This window comes from Streptantibioticus ferralitis (assembly GCF_029223525.1).
Classification (GTDB): domain Bacteria; phylum Actinomycetota; class Actinomycetes; order Streptomycetales; family Streptomycetaceae; genus Streptantibioticus_A; species Streptantibioticus_A ferralitis.
Genome location: NZ_JARHTQ010000016.1, coordinates 71,698 through 88,712 on the forward strand (window position 1 = coordinate 71,698; position 17,015 = coordinate 88,712).

The 17,015-nt window shown below is 70.6% G+C and carries 16 protein-coding genes; 6 read left to right on the forward strand and 10 right to left on the reverse strand.

All coding sequences use genetic code 11. The features are described from left to right. Window positions 1–10: 10 nt before the first annotated feature. The 6 genes from P2L57_RS23220 to P2L57_RS23245 form a co-directional block, all read right to left on the reverse strand. Window positions 11–574 (reverse strand): hypothetical protein, encoded by a 564-nt coding sequence (locus tag P2L57_RS23220; protein WP_275817634.1) that lies wholly within the window; start codon window positions 572–574, stop codon window positions 11–13. Continuing rightward, complete coding sequence (locus P2L57_RS23225) at window positions 571–3,141, reverse strand: ATP-binding protein (protein ID WP_275817636.1); 2,571 nt, start codon at window positions 3,139–3,141, stop codon at window positions 571–573. The genes P2L57_RS23220 and P2L57_RS23225 overlap by 4 nt, the downstream gene beginning before the upstream one ends. Then, complete coding sequence (locus P2L57_RS23230) at window positions 3,138–3,725, reverse strand: hypothetical protein (RefSeq protein WP_275817638.1); 588 nt, start codon at window positions 3,723–3,725, stop codon at window positions 3,138–3,140. Before P2L57_RS23230 ends, P2L57_RS23225 begins: the two co-directional genes overlap by 4 nt. Continuing rightward, window positions 3,725–3,967: a hypothetical protein gene (locus P2L57_RS23235; RefSeq protein ID WP_275817640.1), complete on the reverse strand. Its 243-nt coding sequence runs from the start codon at window positions 3,965–3,967 to the stop codon at window positions 3,725–3,727. Before P2L57_RS23235 ends, P2L57_RS23230 begins: the two co-directional genes overlap by 1 nt. Window positions 3,968–4,024: 57 nt before the next feature. Next, window positions 4,025–5,140, reverse strand: a complete 1,116-nt coding sequence (locus P2L57_RS23240) for a conjugal transfer protein (protein WP_275817642.1) — start codon at window positions 5,138–5,140, stop codon at window positions 4,025–4,027. Between the two features lie 353 nt (window positions 5,141–5,493). Further along, window positions 5,494–6,354: an SDR family oxidoreductase gene (locus P2L57_RS23245; RefSeq protein ID WP_275817644.1), complete on the reverse strand. Its 861-nt coding sequence runs from the start codon at window positions 6,352–6,354 to the stop codon at window positions 5,494–5,496. A 113-nt stretch (window positions 6,355–6,467) separates the two neighbouring features. Here P2L57_RS23245 and P2L57_RS23250 point away from each other — a divergent pair, with 113 nt between their 5' ends. From P2L57_RS23250 to P2L57_RS23265, 4 genes are all read left to right on the forward strand, one after another. Next, window positions 6,468–6,932 (forward strand): MarR family winged helix-turn-helix transcriptional regulator, encoded by a 465-nt coding sequence (locus P2L57_RS23250; protein ID WP_275817645.1) that lies wholly within the window; start codon window positions 6,468–6,470, stop codon window positions 6,930–6,932. A 322-nt stretch (window positions 6,933–7,254) separates the two neighbouring features. Beyond that, complete coding sequence (locus P2L57_RS23255; RefSeq protein WP_275817819.1) at window positions 7,255–7,629, forward strand: hypothetical protein; 375 nt, start codon at window positions 7,255–7,257, stop codon at window positions 7,627–7,629. Window positions 7,630–7,860: 231 nt separating this feature from the next. Beyond that, entirely contained in the window at window positions 7,861–8,640 is a 780-nt protein-coding gene (locus tag P2L57_RS23260; RefSeq protein WP_275817646.1) for a ferric reductase-like transmembrane domain-containing protein, read from the forward strand. Window positions 8,641–8,717: 77 nt separating this feature from the next. Continuing rightward, window positions 8,718–10,145: an NADH-quinone oxidoreductase subunit NuoF family protein gene (locus P2L57_RS23265; protein ID WP_275817809.1), complete on the forward strand. Its 1,428-nt coding sequence runs from the start codon at window positions 8,718–8,720 to the stop codon at window positions 10,143–10,145. Between the two features lie 120 nt (window positions 10,146–10,265). On the opposite strand, the gene P2L57_RS23270 is transcribed toward P2L57_RS23265, so the two are convergent. The 4 genes from P2L57_RS23270 to P2L57_RS23285 form a co-directional block, all read right to left on the reverse strand. Beyond that, window positions 10,266–10,859 carry a YbhB/YbcL family Raf kinase inhibitor-like protein gene (locus tag P2L57_RS23270; RefSeq protein WP_275817647.1) on the reverse strand — a complete coding sequence of 198 codons (594 nt, stop codon included), beginning with the start codon at window positions 10,857–10,859 and terminating at the stop codon, window positions 10,266–10,268. 90 nt (window positions 10,860–10,949) lie between these two features. Next, a complete protein-coding gene (locus P2L57_RS23275) occupies window positions 10,950–11,492 on the reverse strand; it encodes a hypothetical protein (protein WP_275817648.1) in 543 nt (180 codons plus the stop codon). A gap of 135 nt (window positions 11,493–11,627) precedes the next feature. After that, window positions 11,628–12,626, reverse strand: a complete 999-nt coding sequence (locus P2L57_RS23280; RefSeq protein ID WP_275817649.1) for a L,D-transpeptidase — start codon at window positions 12,624–12,626, stop codon at window positions 11,628–11,630. A gap of 234 nt (window positions 12,627–12,860) precedes the next feature. Beyond that, window positions 12,861–13,616 carry a L,D-transpeptidase gene (locus P2L57_RS23285; protein ID WP_372515869.1) on the reverse strand — a complete coding sequence of 252 codons (756 nt, stop codon included), beginning with the start codon at window positions 13,614–13,616 and terminating at the stop codon, window positions 12,861–12,863. On the opposite strand from P2L57_RS23285, the gene P2L57_RS40820 reads away from it, so the two are divergent. Both P2L57_RS40820 and P2L57_RS23290 read left to right on the forward strand, forming a co-directional pair. Further along, window positions 13,594–13,905: a hypothetical protein gene (locus P2L57_RS40820; protein ID WP_372515870.1), complete on the forward strand. Its 312-nt coding sequence runs from the start codon at window positions 13,594–13,596 to the stop codon at window positions 13,903–13,905. The two genes, P2L57_RS23285 and P2L57_RS40820, sit on opposite strands and share 23 nt — an antisense overlap. A 457-nt stretch (window positions 13,906–14,362) precedes the next feature. Further along, window positions 14,363–17,014: a SpoIIE family protein phosphatase gene (locus tag P2L57_RS23290; protein ID WP_275817651.1), complete on the forward strand. Its 2,652-nt coding sequence runs from the start codon at window positions 14,363–14,365 to the stop codon at window positions 17,012–17,014. Window position 17,015 lies beyond the last annotated feature (1 nt).

Below are 17,015 nucleotides of genomic sequence, written 5' to 3' on the forward strand. Positions count from 1 at the left end.
GTCCCCCCGCTCAGTGATCTTCGCTGAGCGTGTTGACGACCTTCTGGGGGTCGGAGCTCTCCGGCGTCGCGAGAACCGTGACCTGATCGACCAGCCAGCTCCCGTCCTTGGACACCAGCCGCACGGCATAACCGTTCGTCTGCGGCTTGCCCTCCTCCGTGAAGTTGCAGGAGGCGCGCAGGCCGACGCCGGCCGGGTGGGCACCGAAGGCCGGAACGTTCACCCGGGCGTCGAACTGCCAGGTGTGCGACTCCGCGTTGTTGCCCTGGTGTGCCGTGACGCAGTTGCCCACCGTCGGCGCAGGCATGTCACTCGCGTCCCGGTCCGACCACACACCGGACGCGCCGATCTCCGCCGCCCGGTTCGCCTCCGTCGACAGCTCGCACATCCGCTTCCAGTCGGCCGCGTCCTTGGCCTTGTAGTAGGCCGTCGCCACGCTTTCCGGTGTCTGCGGAGGCTGCGCGGGCCTGCTCGCCGTACCCGAGGCGGAGCCGGACGAGGAGCAGCCCACCGCCCCCACCGCCAGGCAAACGGCCAGGGCGCCGCCCTTCGTGATCACGGCAAGCCGCGTCATACGAATGTCTCCTTCGTAAGTACCGTCCTGGGATCGGCTGCCGCGGGGGCCTGCGACTGCGCAGCCGGGTAGCCGCTCACCGTCGGCGTCGTGCTCAGCAGCGTCAGCAGTTCGGCGCTCGGGATGTCGAACTGCGTGGTGGCGCAGGCGAAGCGGCGGTCGCGGGTGATGCAGTGGCCGTGCCGGATCTCGCCGTCCGGCAGCAGTCCGATGGCCTGGATCAGCCGGCGGGTGTGGTTGCCCTCGGGCAGGCCCAACAGCGCGGCGAGCGCGTCCTGTTGCTGCGGGGTGGTGAGCTGGAATCCGAAGACCGTGGTCAACTGCTCTACCAGGCCGGTGAGTCCGGCCAGGCTCTCCGGGTCCTGGGTGTCCACCACCAGCGCTGTGGAGAGCGCACGACCGACCCGGGCGATGTACTGGAGGAACGCGCTGCCCTCGCGCGTGGCCGTGAGCACATGAACCTCGGGGACGGCGACGACCTTGCGCATGCCGCGTAGGTCCTTGCGGCCCGCCGTGGTCACCGCGTAGGCGATCATCGAGTGCATCAGGGCGACGGACAGTCGCTGGGTCACGTTCCAGTCCTCGCGGTCGCTGTCCGCGTCCGGCAGCGAAAGGCCCGGCATCTGGACGACCCACAGCCCCGGCCGGGGCACCAGCATGCCCTCGCCGGTGGGCCGTCCCATGAAGGGTGCGCCCACACCGGTCTGGGACAGCTCGTAGAGGGCCTCCCCGGCCTCGCGGGCCAACGGGTCGTCAGCCCGCCGGAGCCGTTCGATCACCTTCCAGGTGGCCGGGTCCCCCTCGGCGATGGTCTGGTTGACCGCTTTCTGGATCGGCGTCTCGGCACCGCGGACCCGCAGATGCGAGGGGAGGGCGATGCCCAACTGCGCCGGAACCTCGATCTGCGCGCGTTCATCCTCTTCCAGCATGCGGAACAGGTCGGCGACACCCGCGTAGTGTGTGCCGGTCTGGACGAGGTGGGCGTTGAGGCCGTACGCCTGCGCCGCGTTGACCAGCCCGCCCAGGTCGCCCTTGAAGTCGAGGGCGAGCACGAATGCCCCGCGGAATCCGGCGTCCAGCAGGCTGAGCATCATGCCGGTGGTCTTGCCGCGCCCCGAGCGCCCGATGAACGCGCTCGTGGTGGCGTCACCGCGCTCGCTGCCCGCGGTCACGTCGTTGCGGACCACTCCCGGAGTCGAGCCCGTCAGATAGCCGACGATGGGTCCGCTGTCGTCGCCCACCTGCGCACCGCCCCAGAACCAGGAGCCGGCGAAGGCGTCGACGGTGCGGGTGTGGCCGAGGTCGGTCACCCGGGTCTGGTCACCGGGCTGTGCCTCAAGCCACAGCTCGCGCTGTTCCTCGACGCCGACCACGACCTCGATGCCGATCCCGCCGTAGTAGCTGATGACGGCGTCGACCTTGGCCCGCAGGTCCTCCACGCTCACATCGCTGCTGACCACCAACCGCGGATGGTCCTCCAGCAGCGTGACGTCGTCGCGCTTCATGTCACGGCTCAGATCGGCCATGACCTGCTCGGTCTCCTCGATCTCACGACCGGCTTCGCCCGCGGAGTGCTTGGCCGCGGACTGGCGCTGCTCCTTGGCGAGCCGGCGCACTTCGTCGATCGCCTTGAGCGCGTCCCGCTTGTGCATCACCTCGAAGCGGACGGAAACCTCCGGGTTGACCGGTACGACCGGGATGGAGCCGAAGTCCTCGAAGTCGTCGCCGCCCTCCGGGATGTACGTGATCTCCGAGACCGCGCGGAGCCACTCACCGCTGCCGGGGGCCTCCATCTCCTCCGGAAAACCCGTCATGGACAGGATGGAGACCCATGAGGCGGTCTCCCCGCTCGCGTCGACCACCCGCAGATGGTCCGGGTAGGGGATGATCCGGCCCTGGGTGAGCTGGGCGAGCTTGGCCCCGGTGACCGCTCCGTCGGCATTGGAGCTGGGCAGCGGCACACTGCGGTGCTGCTCACGGGAGATCATCCAGGCGAGCATCTCCACGGATGCGGGCTGCGCCCGCCACGGCGTGGATTCCAGCTGGCGGCCGAGCCGCCGGGTGAGGGCGTCCAGGCGCGCCAGTTCCTTGTACGACACGGCGCGGGTGCCCAAGCCCAGGGCTTCCTGGAACCCGGCCCGGCTCTTGGCCTTCGTCTGGTTGTTGCGTTCGGCGATGCGTACGCCCAGCAGCAGGTGACGGGTGGGCAGTTGGAGGGCGTCCAGTCGGTCAACTCGAAGCGCGGCCCAGTCCTGGTGGCGGCCGGCGACGAACAACTCCCCTGCCTCGGTGAGGTAGTCGGCCGAGTTCAGCGGTGACCACAGCACCTTCAGATGGCATTCGTAGCCCGCGAGCGTACGGGCCAGGACGGAGGAGATGGTGTCCTGTTCGGCGTCCCGGGCCGACTCCGCCATCAGATCGGTGTTGGAACCCGACAGCAGGAACCACGCCTCGGCGGCCAGGTCGGTGACCACGAGGCCGTCGGCGACGGCCTCGTACCTGGCCGGCGGCAGTGCCCGTTCGGGACCGAGCCCGAAAAAGCGGCCGATTCCCTTGGTGAACTTCACCTATGGGCCTTCCCAGTAGCGGTGGAAGTGGTCTTCGCGGCCAGACCGGTCCGCTGGCGTGCCCGCCAGACCCGGTCCGGGCCGTACAGCCGGGCGCGGGCGTCCAGCCGGATCGCGGCGCCCGCCGTGATCTCGCCCTGCTCGATGCCGCCTAGCACCGGTTCCAGGCCGCCGAAGCCGGGCAGCTCCAGCAGCTGTTCGATCCGGTCGCCCCAGCGGGCCCGTACCGGGATCCACTCGGACCGTTCCGCGGCCCGGCGGCCGCCGTTGATGATCGGCCGGTGGCCTCTGCGTACGTACCGGATCGCCAGGGCCCAGCAGGTCAGGTTGCGGCGCCGGTCCACCCGGCGGTTGCGCTGCGCCCCCAGCACGGCGATGACCAGGGGAGGCAACATGTAGATCGAGAAGGTGTACTTCGACGGCGCACCGAAAACGAGGAACAGGCCACCGCACCACACCACGCACAGCGTCACCCCGAGGATCAGGGTGCGGCGCGGCACTCCTTCACCCAGGTCGAGCCCCATGATCTCGTGTTGCCGAGTCTCCAGGTCGAAGTGCCGGGTGAACGTGTACCCCTTGCGCATCAGTTGCCCGCGACCTTGCCCCAGATTCCCTTGAACAGGCCGACGGCCGCGTCGGGCGCGTAGACAAGGCCGGCGATCACGACCGCGGCCATCAAGTGGCCTATGAGTTCGCCCCATTCGCGCTTGGCGTAGTACCCGATGGCACGCACCGCCATGATCACGATGAAGACGTTGCCGGCGATGAGAATGACCCAGTTCTTCAGGTCTTGACCAGTCGTCAGGTCAGCGGCGAGCTGTAGCACGACAAGCTCCTAGTGCATTGGTTTGCTTGGTGTGAAAGTTCGTACGGTCGCGGAGGCTCAGTAAGCTCCGCCGTGCAGGTCGGATACCTGCCAGCGCTGCGCGCTGGCGGACGCTACCCGGGTGATCACCACTCGGTAGGTCTGCTCAATGGTTCCGCCGGCGGTCTGCCACTTGATCACAGCGGTGCCGGAACGATTCGCCCCGGACCCGGCGTCCACGTTCCAGTCCTGCACGGACGCGAGGGTGAACCCCTTGGGCAGTGTGGGGATGTCGGCACCCGGCGCGGCCACGGTGGATGCGTTCCCGGAGGCGTACGCGGTGAAGAACTGCGAGATGACGTCTTTGGTCTGCTGCGACATGTCGACGTCGGGCTGCGTGGGGCTGGGCGTCGGGACCGTCACGGAATCGAGGTCGAGTCCTACGATCCCGGGTTCCCCGGACACGACGATGCGTCCATGGGTCTGGGCCACGGGCACATCGAGCGCCAGCCAGTTGCCCTGGTCCGCGGAACCGCCGTTCGCGATGACGTGGGCTTCGACATGGACCCGGGCCTGTCCGTGCTGCAGAACCGTGACCTCGCCCGCGTACAGCTCGTCCACGCTCTGCCGCCCCTTGCCGTCCCAGCCGAGGGCGGTGTTGGCATCGGAGGGCATGTCCATCGCCAACGCCGTCTGGCGGGCGGTGGGGTTCTTCTCATCCCACGTCAGATACGCCGTTGCCCACCGAGAGGCCACCGCTCGGGCGGCGTCGGTCGGGTAGTCGGGGCCACTCTTCACCACGGGTGGCGGTGCGGGAGCAGGCCGATCCGGGAAGAACCATGAGCGCAGCCCGGTGACGGCCGCGAGGGCCACCACCGTCCACAGCAGCCCGCGACCGAGGCGGCGAGCGAACAACGTGCCGCTCTTCTCGTCCTGGACGTTCCATGGAATGGTCGATGCGGCCTTACCGGGCCGCGTGCCCCCCGCGGTCTCGTCCACGGCATGGCCGTTCGCGTTCAGGAGGCGATGCTCGTCCTGATCCTCGGCGGCCTTGCCCAACCGCTGCGCGGCAGCGACCCACGGGTTGGGTTGTGTCTGCCCCGCCCCGGCCTGAGCCGTTGCTGGAGGCGCGGGCTCGACCCCTGCGTAGCCTGTCGGAGTGCTCCTCGGGAGATCCTGATGCGGAGTGGGCAAGTTGAGAATTTTGCGAACAGCAGTATGAACCGCTCCCATGCCCCGTTTCCCCGTTTCCCCCGTGCGCATCTCGCGCGTGCCGGTAAAAATACAGCATGGAGCCGGATGGTTGACATGGGCACGTGTGAACTCCGTTACGTGAAAACGCTGGTGGGGCACCCTGGGCAGGGTGCCCCAGCGCTCGCACTGCGGGTAACGAGTGCCTGATGACCGTTACAGCGCGGCGGTCCTGGCGCTGACTCGGTCTGGAGATATCCCCGCGATGCCGCCTCGGTCGGGTGGCCGGGCCCGGCGCCGGGCGTTGGAGTGGCCCCCGGGGCGGCGGCATTGGGCGCCGCGCGGCGGTGAGCGGGTCAGGAGACCCAGGTGCTGGTGAGGGCGAGGGTGGCGGAGCCGTCCAGGTCCGTCAGCTTGGTGCTGGCGAAGCCGCGGGCGGTCTGTGAGGTCTGCATCCGCAGGGCGGGACGCTCGGTGTCGAGCGCCTCGATGATCGTCGCGGCGGCCTCGGCGGGGGTCTGCGCGTTGGCGAAGGCGTTCTGGGTGCGGTCGAGGTAGCGCTGCAGCGCCGGTGCGTACGGACCGGCCGCCTCCAGTGCGGCGGAGGTGTCGACGTTCACGTTCGCCACGAACTCGCTTGCCACGGCGCCCGGTTCGACCAGTGTGACGCGGACGCCGGTGGTCGCGGCGACCGGGGCGAGCGACTCCAGGAAGCCTTCGACGGCGAACTTCGCCGCGCAGTACGCCTCGTTGAACGGCTGGCCGACGACGCCGCCGACGCTGGTCACGGTGATCAGGCGGCCCCGGGAGGCGCGCAGATGCGGCAGGGCGGCTCGCACGACCTCCACCACACCGAAGAAGTTGACCTCCAGCACGGCGCGCACATCGTCCACGCTCTCCTGCTCGATGGTGCCGACATGGCCCGCGCCCGCGTTGTTCACCACCGCGTCCAGCCGTCCGTGCTCGGCGAGCACGCCGTCCAGGCAGGCGGCCACGGATGCCGGGTCGGTGACGTCGAGCTGCCGCACCTCGACCCGGTCGGCCACACCGGCCTCGGCGGCGGCCTGGCGCAGGGCGTCCGCGCGGGAGGTGTCGCGCATGGTCGCGACGGTGTGCCAGCCCGCCTGGGCGGCGGCGACCACGGCGGCCAGGCCGATGCCGGACGAGGTCCCGGTGATCAGGACGGTCTTGCGCTGGTTGTCCCTGGTGGAAGACATGGGTGGGGCCTCATCTCGGGGTCGGTGCGGCGGGGCCGGTGGCGGTCCGCAGTATTGCGTGTACACACACTAATTAATGCGTGTGTGTACACGCAAGCCGTACCATGGGTGTCATGAGCCGTCGCCCCGATCTGTCCATCGGAACCCTGTCCGAGCAGGATCACGCCTTCTACGGCCTGGTCTGGGCGGGCACCACGCTCGCCGCGCGGGTGGATCGCGAGCTCACCCGGGTGCACGGCCTGCCGCTGTCCTGGTTCGAGGTGCTGCTGTGGCTCAACGGCCAGAGTGAGCCGGTGGCCTCCTCGGACCTGGGAGCCAAGACGATGCTCAGCCGCAGCCAGGTCTCCCGCGTTCTGGACGCACTGGTGGCCCGAGGCCTGGCGGTCCGCTCGCCCTCGCCCACGGACGCGAGGTCGGTGCAGGTGGAGCTGACCGAGGAAGGCCGCGCGGCCTTCGACACGGCGGACGCGACGCGCAGGGCGGTACTCGGCCCGGTCTTCACCGAACTCCTCGACCAGGACGACATCCGCGCCTTGGAGGCCGTCTGGCGCAAGCTCAAGCAGTCTCCGGCGCGATAGGGCCCCTCCGGCGGATCCGCGCCGGGATCGCGGACGGTCGGGCGCCGCCGGAGCGCCCCATCGTGATCGCTCGCCGTCGCGGCGAGGAGTCCATGGTGCCGTCGCGCCGAAGGTCGGCCGAAAACATCTCGCGTAATGGCCGCACGGCCCCGCACGGAGCGCCAGCATGACATCTGTCACGCGCAAGTGCGGACGGTCGGCTCTGCAGTGCTGCCCCCTCCCGGCGCGAAGCTGAACGCGCCCGGCCGGCACCGTGAACGCCGAAGCCGGCGCACGGCAGGCCGCCCGACCACCGTCACTCCACCTCCGAAAGGGCGCAGACATGCGACGCCACGGCATCAACTACGACACCGGCTTCGACCCGTTCGGCGACGGCACCAGCCGTACGTACTTCGACCCCGACACCGTCCGCCGTGACATGGCGGTCATCGCCGACGAACTGCGCTGCGACGCGATACGTATCTCCGGCGGGGACCCCGCACGCCTCACCATCGCCGCCGAGGCGGCCGGTTCACCTACGCCGCCTGGCAGCTCACCCGTCACGACGGTGACCCCGCCCCCGATCTCGACCTCGCCGGGTACGGGGTCCAGGCGGTCCTTCCGGACGGCACGCTCCGCCCCAAGGACGTCTTCCGCACCATGGCCGCGGCCTACCGCGCGGCAACGGCCGACTGACGCTGCCGCCTGCGCATTCTGACGCCAAGTCAGCGCAAAAGCATTGAACCGCCAACGTCTCGATTCCGTAAACGTGGCCGAACGGATCGGCATCGGCAGACCCACCGTGCGCTCGGGCAAGGGGGAGCGCCTGGGAGATCGGAGCGCGATGAAGCGAGCGGTAGGTTCACGGCGCGGCGACACTCGTGGGCGCGGTCGCTTCAACGGACCGGCGGACAGCTTCGGGTCGCCGGGCGCTCCACCGACGGGCACCATGGAACTCAGCCCGTCCACACGGATGTTGATGGGCACCGTGCTGGCCGTGGTGGCCGGTGCGGTGGGGCTCGGGCTGGTGCTGAGCGCCGGTGCGGGCGTGCGCGGCTTCCTGGACTACTTCGCCGGTGTCATCTCGCTGGTGGCGCTGACCGGAGCCGTTCTGTGGGGTGTCATCAGCACCGACACCGCCTTCCTCGGCCCGCGAAGCCGACTGTGGGCGCAGGGCGTGCACCGGGGGCTGGGCGTCATATCGCTGGGGTTCCTGGTGCTGCACGTCGGCATCAAGGTCTCCGAACAACACGCCTCGCTCATCGCGGCGTTCGTGCCGATCGGCTTCACGGCCCGCGGGCTGCTGATCGCGCTCGGTGTCGGCGCGGGCTATCTGCTGGTGCTCGCGGTGGGCACCGGAGTGGCGCGCCGGGCCTTCGCCGCCCGTCGGCATCCGGTGCGCTGGCGCATACTCCACGCCGGCTCGTACGTCTCCTGGTTAGCGGCGCTGGTCCACGGCCTCAAGGCGGGTCGGCCAGCGGCGTGGTGGGTCACCGCGTCGTACGTCGCCTGCATGATCGCCGTCACGGTCGTCGTGGCGGTACGAATGCGCGGTCCGGCACGTCAGGAACGCGCCCCGTCGATACGTCGGCCGCCCATCGTGCCGACCGGGCGCCGCCGTGCGCGCGGTCGCCGTAGACGAGCGGACCGGAGGATCCCCATGACATCGAACTCCCCTTACCCGCCCGCCCCGGAAGCGACACGGTCGCGGATCGAGGGCCGCCGGTGAACAACCTGCCCGTGCGCAGCCTGGCGAGCGACCTGCCGGAGGTGCGCCCCTTCGGACTTCCGCGGCTGACCGCCGGAATGGACCTGGCGGCGAGGCTCGACTGGACGACGCACCTGTCCGTACACGGCTCGATGCCCGACCTGAGCCTGATCCAACTCACCGACCTGGCAACGGAGATCGACCTGCGCGGCCGGGGCGGTGCGGGCTTCCCGTTCGCCCGGAAGCTGCGCGCCGTGGCCGACTCGGCGCGCAAGCGCCGGACCGGTACCGCCGTCGTGGTCAACGGCTGCGAGGGCGAGCCGGCCTGCCAGAAGGACACCGTGCTGCTGGCCCGTGCCCCGCACCTGGTGCTGGACGGCGCGCTGCTGGCCGCCGAGGCGCTCGGCGCCGAGCAACTGGTGGTCGGCGTCACCCGCGGGCCGCTTGAGGAGTCGGTGCGTCAGGCGATGGCGGAACGCGGGCTGTCCGACCGGCGCGGGCGTCGGCTGCGGGCCCGGGTCTTCCGGATGCCCGAACGCTTCGTCTCCGGTGAGGCCACGGCACTGCTGCGGGCGGCCGACGGCGGTCCGGCGCTGCCGCCGGGACGGCGGGTGCGTTCTTCCGAGCGCGGTCTGTCGGGGCTGCCCACCCTGGTCTCCAACACCGAGACGTTCGCGCAGATGGCGGTGGCCGCGCGGATGGGCGCCGAGTACTACGCCGCGACGGGCGCGCGCGGGGAGCCGGGTACGGTGCTGCTCACCCTGGGCGGCTCCGTGCCGCGGCGCACGGTGGTGGAGACCCCGACCGGTGTGCCGTTGGCACACGTCCTGGAGAGCTGCGGCAGCGGCATCGGCCAGGGTGTGCTGGTCGGCGGCTACCACGGCGCCTGGCTGGACCCCAGCGCCGCCTCGATGGCCTCGATCTCCCGTAGCAGCATGGCCGCGCACCGCGCGACACTCGGCGCGGGTGCGGTGCTGCCGCTGTCCTACGACGTGTGCCCGTTGGGCGAGACGCTGTTGGTCGCCCAGTGGCTGGCCGCCGAGACGGCGGGCCAGTGCGGGCCGTGCCGACTGGGGCTGCCCGCTCTCGCCGGAGCGCTGGCCGACATCCTGGGCGGCGGTGGCCAGCCCGCGCTGGAGACGCTGCGGCAGTACGCGGGTTCGGTGCGCGGCCGGGGCGCCTGCAAACACCCGGACGGCTCGGCCCGGTTCGTCCTCTCGGCGGTGAACACCTTCACCGACGACCTGGCGGCCCATGTGCTGGGCAGCGGCTGCGGGCGGCCGGTCGCCGGGGTGCTGCCGCTGCCGACGGACGGCGAGCCGAGCGTCGGCGAACGGCTCACCGTCGACTGGACGCTGTGCGTGGGCCACGGTCTGTGCGCCGACCTGCTCCCGGAGGCGATGCGGCTGGACCGGGACGGCTATCCGGTCTTCGGCGACGGCCCCCTGCCGGAGTACCTGCTGCCGCGCGCCCGCCGTGCGGTGGCGCGCTGCCCGGCACTGGCCCTGCGGCTGGAACGGCGGTGAGTGGTCCAACGCCGGTGTGCCGCCCATCTGTTGGGGCGCCCGGCCTGGTGTGCGTGGCGCTGCGGTGACAGCCGTGGGCGTCCCGCGCGGGCGTGCTGTCGCGGGCTGATCGGCGGCGGATCAGTGGCGGGTGTATCGGGCGACGAACGACGCGGAGGAGATTGCCTGGCTCTGGATCCCCCGTAGGGTCTGGGCGGGCGGCGCGCTGCCGCCCAGGGAGGCGGGGGTCGGTTGGCGCAGCGCGTACAGCGTCAACTGGTACCTGTGCGTGCTGCCGTGCGGCGGGCACGGACCGTCGTAGGTGGCCTCCCCGAAGTCGTTGAGGGCCTCGCGGGCGCCCGGGATCAGGTGGTGCGGGGCGATCTTCGTGGCGTTCGGCGGGATGCCGAGCTGCAGCCAGTGGATCTTGTGCACATCGAGGTCGACCATGGTGACGGCGAGTTCGGCGGTACCGGCCGGCACATTGGCGAAGTTCAGACCTGGCGAGTAGTCCCTTGGATCGTCACAGGTCATGAGTGGGATGAAGTCGCCCGACCGGTCGAAGCCCTGCCCAGGGGTGAGGGTGAGGGGGCCGGTGGGGGTCGCGGTCGTGCGTGCGGGCGCCGTGGCGGATGCCGATGTGTCAGAAGCGGGCTTCGTGGTGCCGGAGCAGGAGGCACACGCCAGCAGCGCCGTCGTGACCGCAACACCCGCCCGGATTCGGTGTCCTCGCATAGCGCCCACTGTAGGGACACCGGTGTGCTCGATCGGTCACCGACGCCACGGCGATAGAAAGTGGTAAGACCGCGCCGTCGGGGTACGGGGTCAGCGCGGGCTGTCCGCCTCGGTGTCCTCGAAGTAGACGTCCAGGACGGCGTCGAGTTCCGTCGTCCACTGCTTGGGCAGGCTCCTGCTCGGCGCCTCGACGTCGGCCTCGTAGCTGCGGCGACCGGTGGTGTGGACCGTGACGGTGAACCGGCGCGCGAACCGGGGAGTGTCGATCTCCACCGCGCCGATCTCGTCCCAGTGGAACTCGGCCGTCTCGTCATCCAGCTGGAACGTGACGCCAGCGGGGCCGACGACGATCGAACCACGGCGGTCGGAGACCTCGAAGACCGGTCCGTCGGCCCGCCGTTCGGCCCCCTCCTCGGTGGCAGCCTCCTCCTCGGCGGCCGCCTCTTCCTCGGGGGCGACGGCTTCCGGCGCGGGGTCTTCGGGGACGGCGTCGCCGGGCGGCTGCTCCGCCGCCGGTTCCACAGCCTTCTCTTCCGCCGCGACCGGGCGCGAGAACGTCAGGCCGGGGACGTGCGCCGGATCGGTCCCGGCGGCGTGTACGGGCGGGGTGTTCGGGCCTATGCGCTGCTCCACGGCCGGAAGTATGGCCGATGGACCTGTGCGGGCAAAAGGCGCCTCGGCCGGAAGGCCGCCACCGTGCACGGCCGACCGGGCGCGGTGCCGGTCGCGGTGGAGGCGGCGGCCGGTACCGGCCGGACGGGCTGCCGCTCAGGACGCGCTGGTCGTCTGCCGGCCGGTGGCGCTGTCCGCCAGCCACTGCGACCAGGAGACGTTGAAGTCCGCGTAGCCGTTGTCCCCGGCGACATTGCCGCGCGGAGACCCGGAGATGGTGACCGGGTCGCCCGGCTCGACGTTGTTGTAGAACCACTCGGCGTCGGACAGCGACAGGTGCACGCAGCCGTGCGAGCCGTAGCTGTGGCCCGGGTAGGGGTCGCCGGTGGAGTAGTGGACGTAGGTGCCCGACGTGGTGAGCTGGACGTCCCAGGGCAGGGTGAGGTCGTAGAAGTTGGGGTTGCCCTTGTCGCAGGTTATGCCCACGCTGCAGGAGGTCATCCGCACCTCGCGCTGCTTGTCCATCACCGCCATGGTGCCGTCCCAGGACGGGAAGTCCGGGCTACCGGCGTCGATCGCCATGGTGCGTACCACCGAGCCGTTCCGGGTGACCTTCATGGTGTGGTCGGGCACGGACACGGTGGTCTCGAAGTCGGACCCGATGGTGAAGCTGTGCTGGTAGCTGCGGGTGCCGTAGCGGCCGTTGCCGTCGGTCACCCCGTCCAGGTCGGCGTTGAGCGTGACCCTGGTGCCGGACGGCCAGAACTTCTCCGGCCGCCAGTCGACGCGGGTGTCGCTGAACCAGTGCCAGGCGCCGGTGACCGGTACCGAGGTGGTCACCTTCAGGTGCCGCTCGATCGCCGCCCGGGCCGAGGAGGACACCGCATGGGTGAACTCCACCGAGATCGGCATGGCCACGCCGACGGTGCTGCCGCTCTCGGGCGTGATCGTGTCCAGCAGCAGCGGCGGGCCGGACGGGCGTGTCGGCGACGGGCTCGCACTCGCGCCGGCCGTCGTGCCGGCCTTGGCACTGGCCTTCGGAGACGACTTCGCGTCGGCGGTCGAGGCGGCCGCGTGGCCGCCGCATGCGGTGGCGCTTGCCAGCACCGCACCAGCCGCCAGTGCCATACCGATGCTGCGCTTGATCCGCCCCACGCACTTGCTCCACTCACGTCACTTCATTGGATGTTCAACATCCCCAGAGACATCGACTTTAGGCAACCGGTTGCAGGGAGCTTGCAAAGCAAAGGCCAAAACTAGGCTTGACGTCAGATTTCCCAGTGCCGACGGGCTGACGGGCGGTGCGTCGGCTGGTGCCGGGGACGGTGCCGGACAAGCATCAGGCCCAGGTCAGCGACCTGGGCCTGATGGCGGAGCGGGCGACGGCGGCTAGCTGGCGCTGGTCGTCTGCTGGCCGGTGGCGCTGCCCGCCAGCCACTGCGACCACGACAGGTCGAAGTCCGCGTAGCCGTTGTCCCCGGCGGCCTTGCCGCGCGGTGAGCCGGTGATGGTGACGGGGTCGCCCTGCTCGACGTGGTTGTAGTACCACTGGGCGTCGGACAGCGACAGGTGGATGCAGCCGTGCGAACCGTTGCTGCTGCCCGGGTAGGGGTCGGCGGGGGAGTAGTGGACGTAGGTGCCCGAGTTGGTCAGGTGGACGTCCCAGGGCAGGGTGAGGTCGTAGTAGTTGGGGTTGTGCGGGTCGCAGGTTATGCCGACGCTGCAGGAGGTCATCCGCACCTCGCGCTGCTTGTCGATGACCGCCATGGTGCCGTCCCAGGAGGGGAACTTCGGGCTGCCCGCGTCCATCGGCATGGTGCGTATCACACGGCCGTTGTGGGTGATCTTCATCGTGTGGCCCGGCACGGACACGGTGGTCTCGAAGTCGGACCCGATGGTGAAGCTGTGCTGGTACCCGTGGATGCCGTAGCGGCCGTGGCCGTCGCCGACCCCGGTCAGACCGGCGTTCAGCGTGACCTTGGTGCCGGACGGCCAGAACTTCTCCGGCCGCCAGTCGACGCGGGTGTCGCTGAACCAGTGCCAGGCGCCGGTGACCGGTACGGAGGTGGTCACCTTCAGGTGCCGCTCGATTCCGGCCCGGGCCGAGTGGGCCACCGGGTCGGTGAACACGACCGAGATCGGCATGGCCACGCCGACGGTGCTGCCGCTCCTCGGCACGATCGAGTCCAGCAGCATCGGCGGGCCGGACGGGTGGGCCGCCGACGGGCGCGCACTCGCGCCGGTCTTCGCGGCGACCGGCGTACTGGCCTTTGGAGACGGCTTCGCGGCGGGCGTTGCCGCCACCGCGTTGCCGCCGAACACACCTACGCTGGCCATCACCGCGCCGGCCAGCAACGCGGCCCCGGTGCTGCGCTTGATCCGCCCCACGCTTTTGCTCCGCTCATGTCACGAAATCGGGTTCAACGTCGTCTGAGACACGGGGCTCGTGCAAAAGGTTGCGGTCGACTGGCAAAGCGTCGGCCAAGAATGCCCGGGGAGCGGGCGAGCGGCCGCGCGGGGCAGGGCTGGAGGTCAACCACTGCCCTTCGTGGGTGAGTTGGCATCCGGGCAGACCGCGCGGGTGCCGACGGCGGCGAGAGGTGTGCAGCGCGGGTGCCGACGGCGACGCGAGGTGTGCAGCGCGGGTGCCGGGGCACCCGTGGCCCTGGCGTGGGCGGGGTGTCGGCCGTGGGTTCCCGGGCTGGTGACGCGGCGGGCGCGCGGTCCGGGGCGGCGGGTTCCGGCGATGTGCGGGACGGTGGATACCCGGTCTGGCGTGGGCCGGGCACGTGGCGTGCCGGGAGGCGGGGCCCGGACGGACGGCTCGGGAGCGGCGGAGCCGGCGTCCCGGGCGCCCGGGACGTTGCGTTGCGCCCGAGTGGGATGCGGAGTTGGAATCAGGTGTGAAGGTCTTCGGTGGTGCCGCGTCCGCCGTCCGACTCGCGCCTGGCCCGGGCGCGGGCCGGAAGGGCCTCAAAACCGGCGCCCTGGGCCTGTTCTCCTCGGTTGTCATCGGCCTGGCGTCCACCGCCCCGGCGTACAGCCTCGCGGCCACCCTCGGTCTCATCGTGGCGGGGGTGGGCCTGCAGGCCCCGATCGTCACCATGCTGGCGTTCATCCCGATGCTGCTGATCGCCTACGCCTACCGGGAGCTCAACGCGGGCAACGCCGACTGCGGCACCACCTTCACCTGGGCGACCCGTGCCTTCGGTCCGCGTGTCGGCTGGATGGGCGGCTGGGGCATCATCGTCGCCGACATCCTCGTGATGGCGAACCTCGCCGAGATCGCCGGTATCTACGGCTTCCGGCTGCTGGGCTACGACGCACTGGCGGCGAACAGGGTGTGGACCACCGTCGCGGGTGTCATCTGGATCGCCGTGACGACCGCGATCTGCTACGTCGGCATCGAGCTCTCGGCCGCTGTGCAGCGCTGGCTGCTGTGCCTTGAGGTGGGGGTGCTGATCCTGTTCGCCGTCACCGCCCTGGTCAAGGTCTACACCAGCCATCCCCCGACGGCGATGCATGTCTCCACCTTCTGGTTCGACCCCTTCCAGGTGACCTCGGCCAGAGCGCTGACCTCGGGCATCCTCGCCGCGGTGTTCATCTACTGGGGTTGGGACACCGCCGTCACGGTCAACGAGGAGACCGCCGACAGCGCGCACATCCCGGGGCGCGCCGCGGTCATCTCCATCGTGCTGCTGCTGGTCACCTATGGGCTGGTCGCCACCTCGGCGCAGGCGTTCGCCGGAGTGGGCCGGTCGGGAATCGGGCTGGGCAACGCGAGCCACTCGGGCGATGTGTTCTCCGGACTGGGCGACGCGGTCTTCGGCAGCCACGGTCCGGGACTCTTCCTCTCCCGGATGCTGGTCCTCATGGTGCTGACGTCCGCGGTGTCCTCCACCCAGACCACCATCCTGCCGATGGCCCGCACCGTGTTCTCCATGGCCGCCCACAAGGCCGTACCGTCCCGGTTCGCCCGGGTGCACCGCAGGTTCCTCACCCCGACCTGGTCGACCGTCGGTGTGGGCCTGGCCTCCATCGGCTTCCTCGTCCTGCTGACGCTGCTCAGCCACAATGTGCTGGCCGACTCGATCGAGTCGGTCGGCCTCGCGATCGCGTTCTACTACGGCCTCACCGGCTTCGCCTGCGTCTGGTACTACCGCAGGGTGCTCACCCGCAGCGTCAGGGACTTCCTGTTCAAGGGCCTGCTGCCGGGTCTTGGCGGGCTGATGATGCTCTTCCTCTTCTGCTACGCCGCGTTCGACGTCTACGCGGACCCCCGTTACGGCGCGACCTCCTTCGACCTGCCGCTCATCGGGCCGACGGGCGGGGTGACGGTGGTGGGGCTCGGCGCCCTGCTGCTCGGCGTCGTGCTGATGCTGGTCGTCACGCGTGAGCACAGCGCGGCCCTGAGGCTTCAGCGCAGCCTGCTGCCGCAGAGCCTGCCGCGGCAGGCCGCCGTCGAGTTGGCGAGCCGATATGTGCCCGCCGACAGCGGGACCGGGGTGGGCGGTGACTGGTTCGACGTCATCCCGCTGTCGGGCACCCGGGTCGGGCTGGTCGTCGGCGATGTGATCGGCCATGGCCTGCGGGCCGCCGCCACCATGGGACGCCTGCGTACCGGGGTACGTGTGCTCGCCCGGCTGGACCTCGCGCCGGACGAGCTGCTGTCGCGGCTGGACGACCTGGTGGGGCAGACCGCGAAGGAGCGGACGGCCGTTGACGGCGCGGGCAGCGCCCGGCCGGGGGAGGACGAGGCTCTGGGGGTGACGTGCCTTTACGCGGTGTACGACCCGGTGTCCGGACGGTGCAGCATGGCGCGGGCCGGTCATTCGCGGCCCGCGGTGGTCACACCGCACAACGGCGCCGCCAGCTATCCCGAGCTGCCGCCCGGCCCGCCGCTGGGCGTCGGCGGCCCGCCGTACCAGAGCGCGGAACTCCAGCTTCCGCCGGGCAGCCTCATCGCCCTGTTCACCGACGGCCTCGTCCAGGCGGCCAACCACGACCTGGACGTCGGGCTCGGCCTGCTCGCCAGAGCCCTCGCCCAGCATCAGCAGCCCCTGGAAGAGCTGTGCGACCGGGCGCTCGCGACGCTGCTGCCCGGGCCGGTGGACGACGACGCGGCGCTGCTCCTCGCCCGTACGCGGCTGCTCGGCGAGGACCAGGTGGCGGTGTGGGAACTGCCCGCGGAACCGGAGATGGTCGGCCATGCCCGCACCGCGGTCGCCCGGCGACTCGCCGACTGGGGGCTGGAGGAGCTGACGTTCAACACCGAACTGATCGTCAGCGAGCTGGTCACCAACGCCATACGGCACGCCACCGGGCCGATCCAGGTCCGACTGATCCGCGACCAGACCCTCATCTGCGAGGTCTCCGACACCGGACACACCTCGCCCCATCTGCGCCACGCCGCCAACGACGACGAGGGAGGCCGCGGTCTGTTCATCATCGCCCAGATCGCTGACCAGTGGGGGACGCGCTACACGCCCACGGGCAAGACGATCTGGGGCGAGCAGGCCCTGCCGTCCGGGGAAGGCAGCTGAG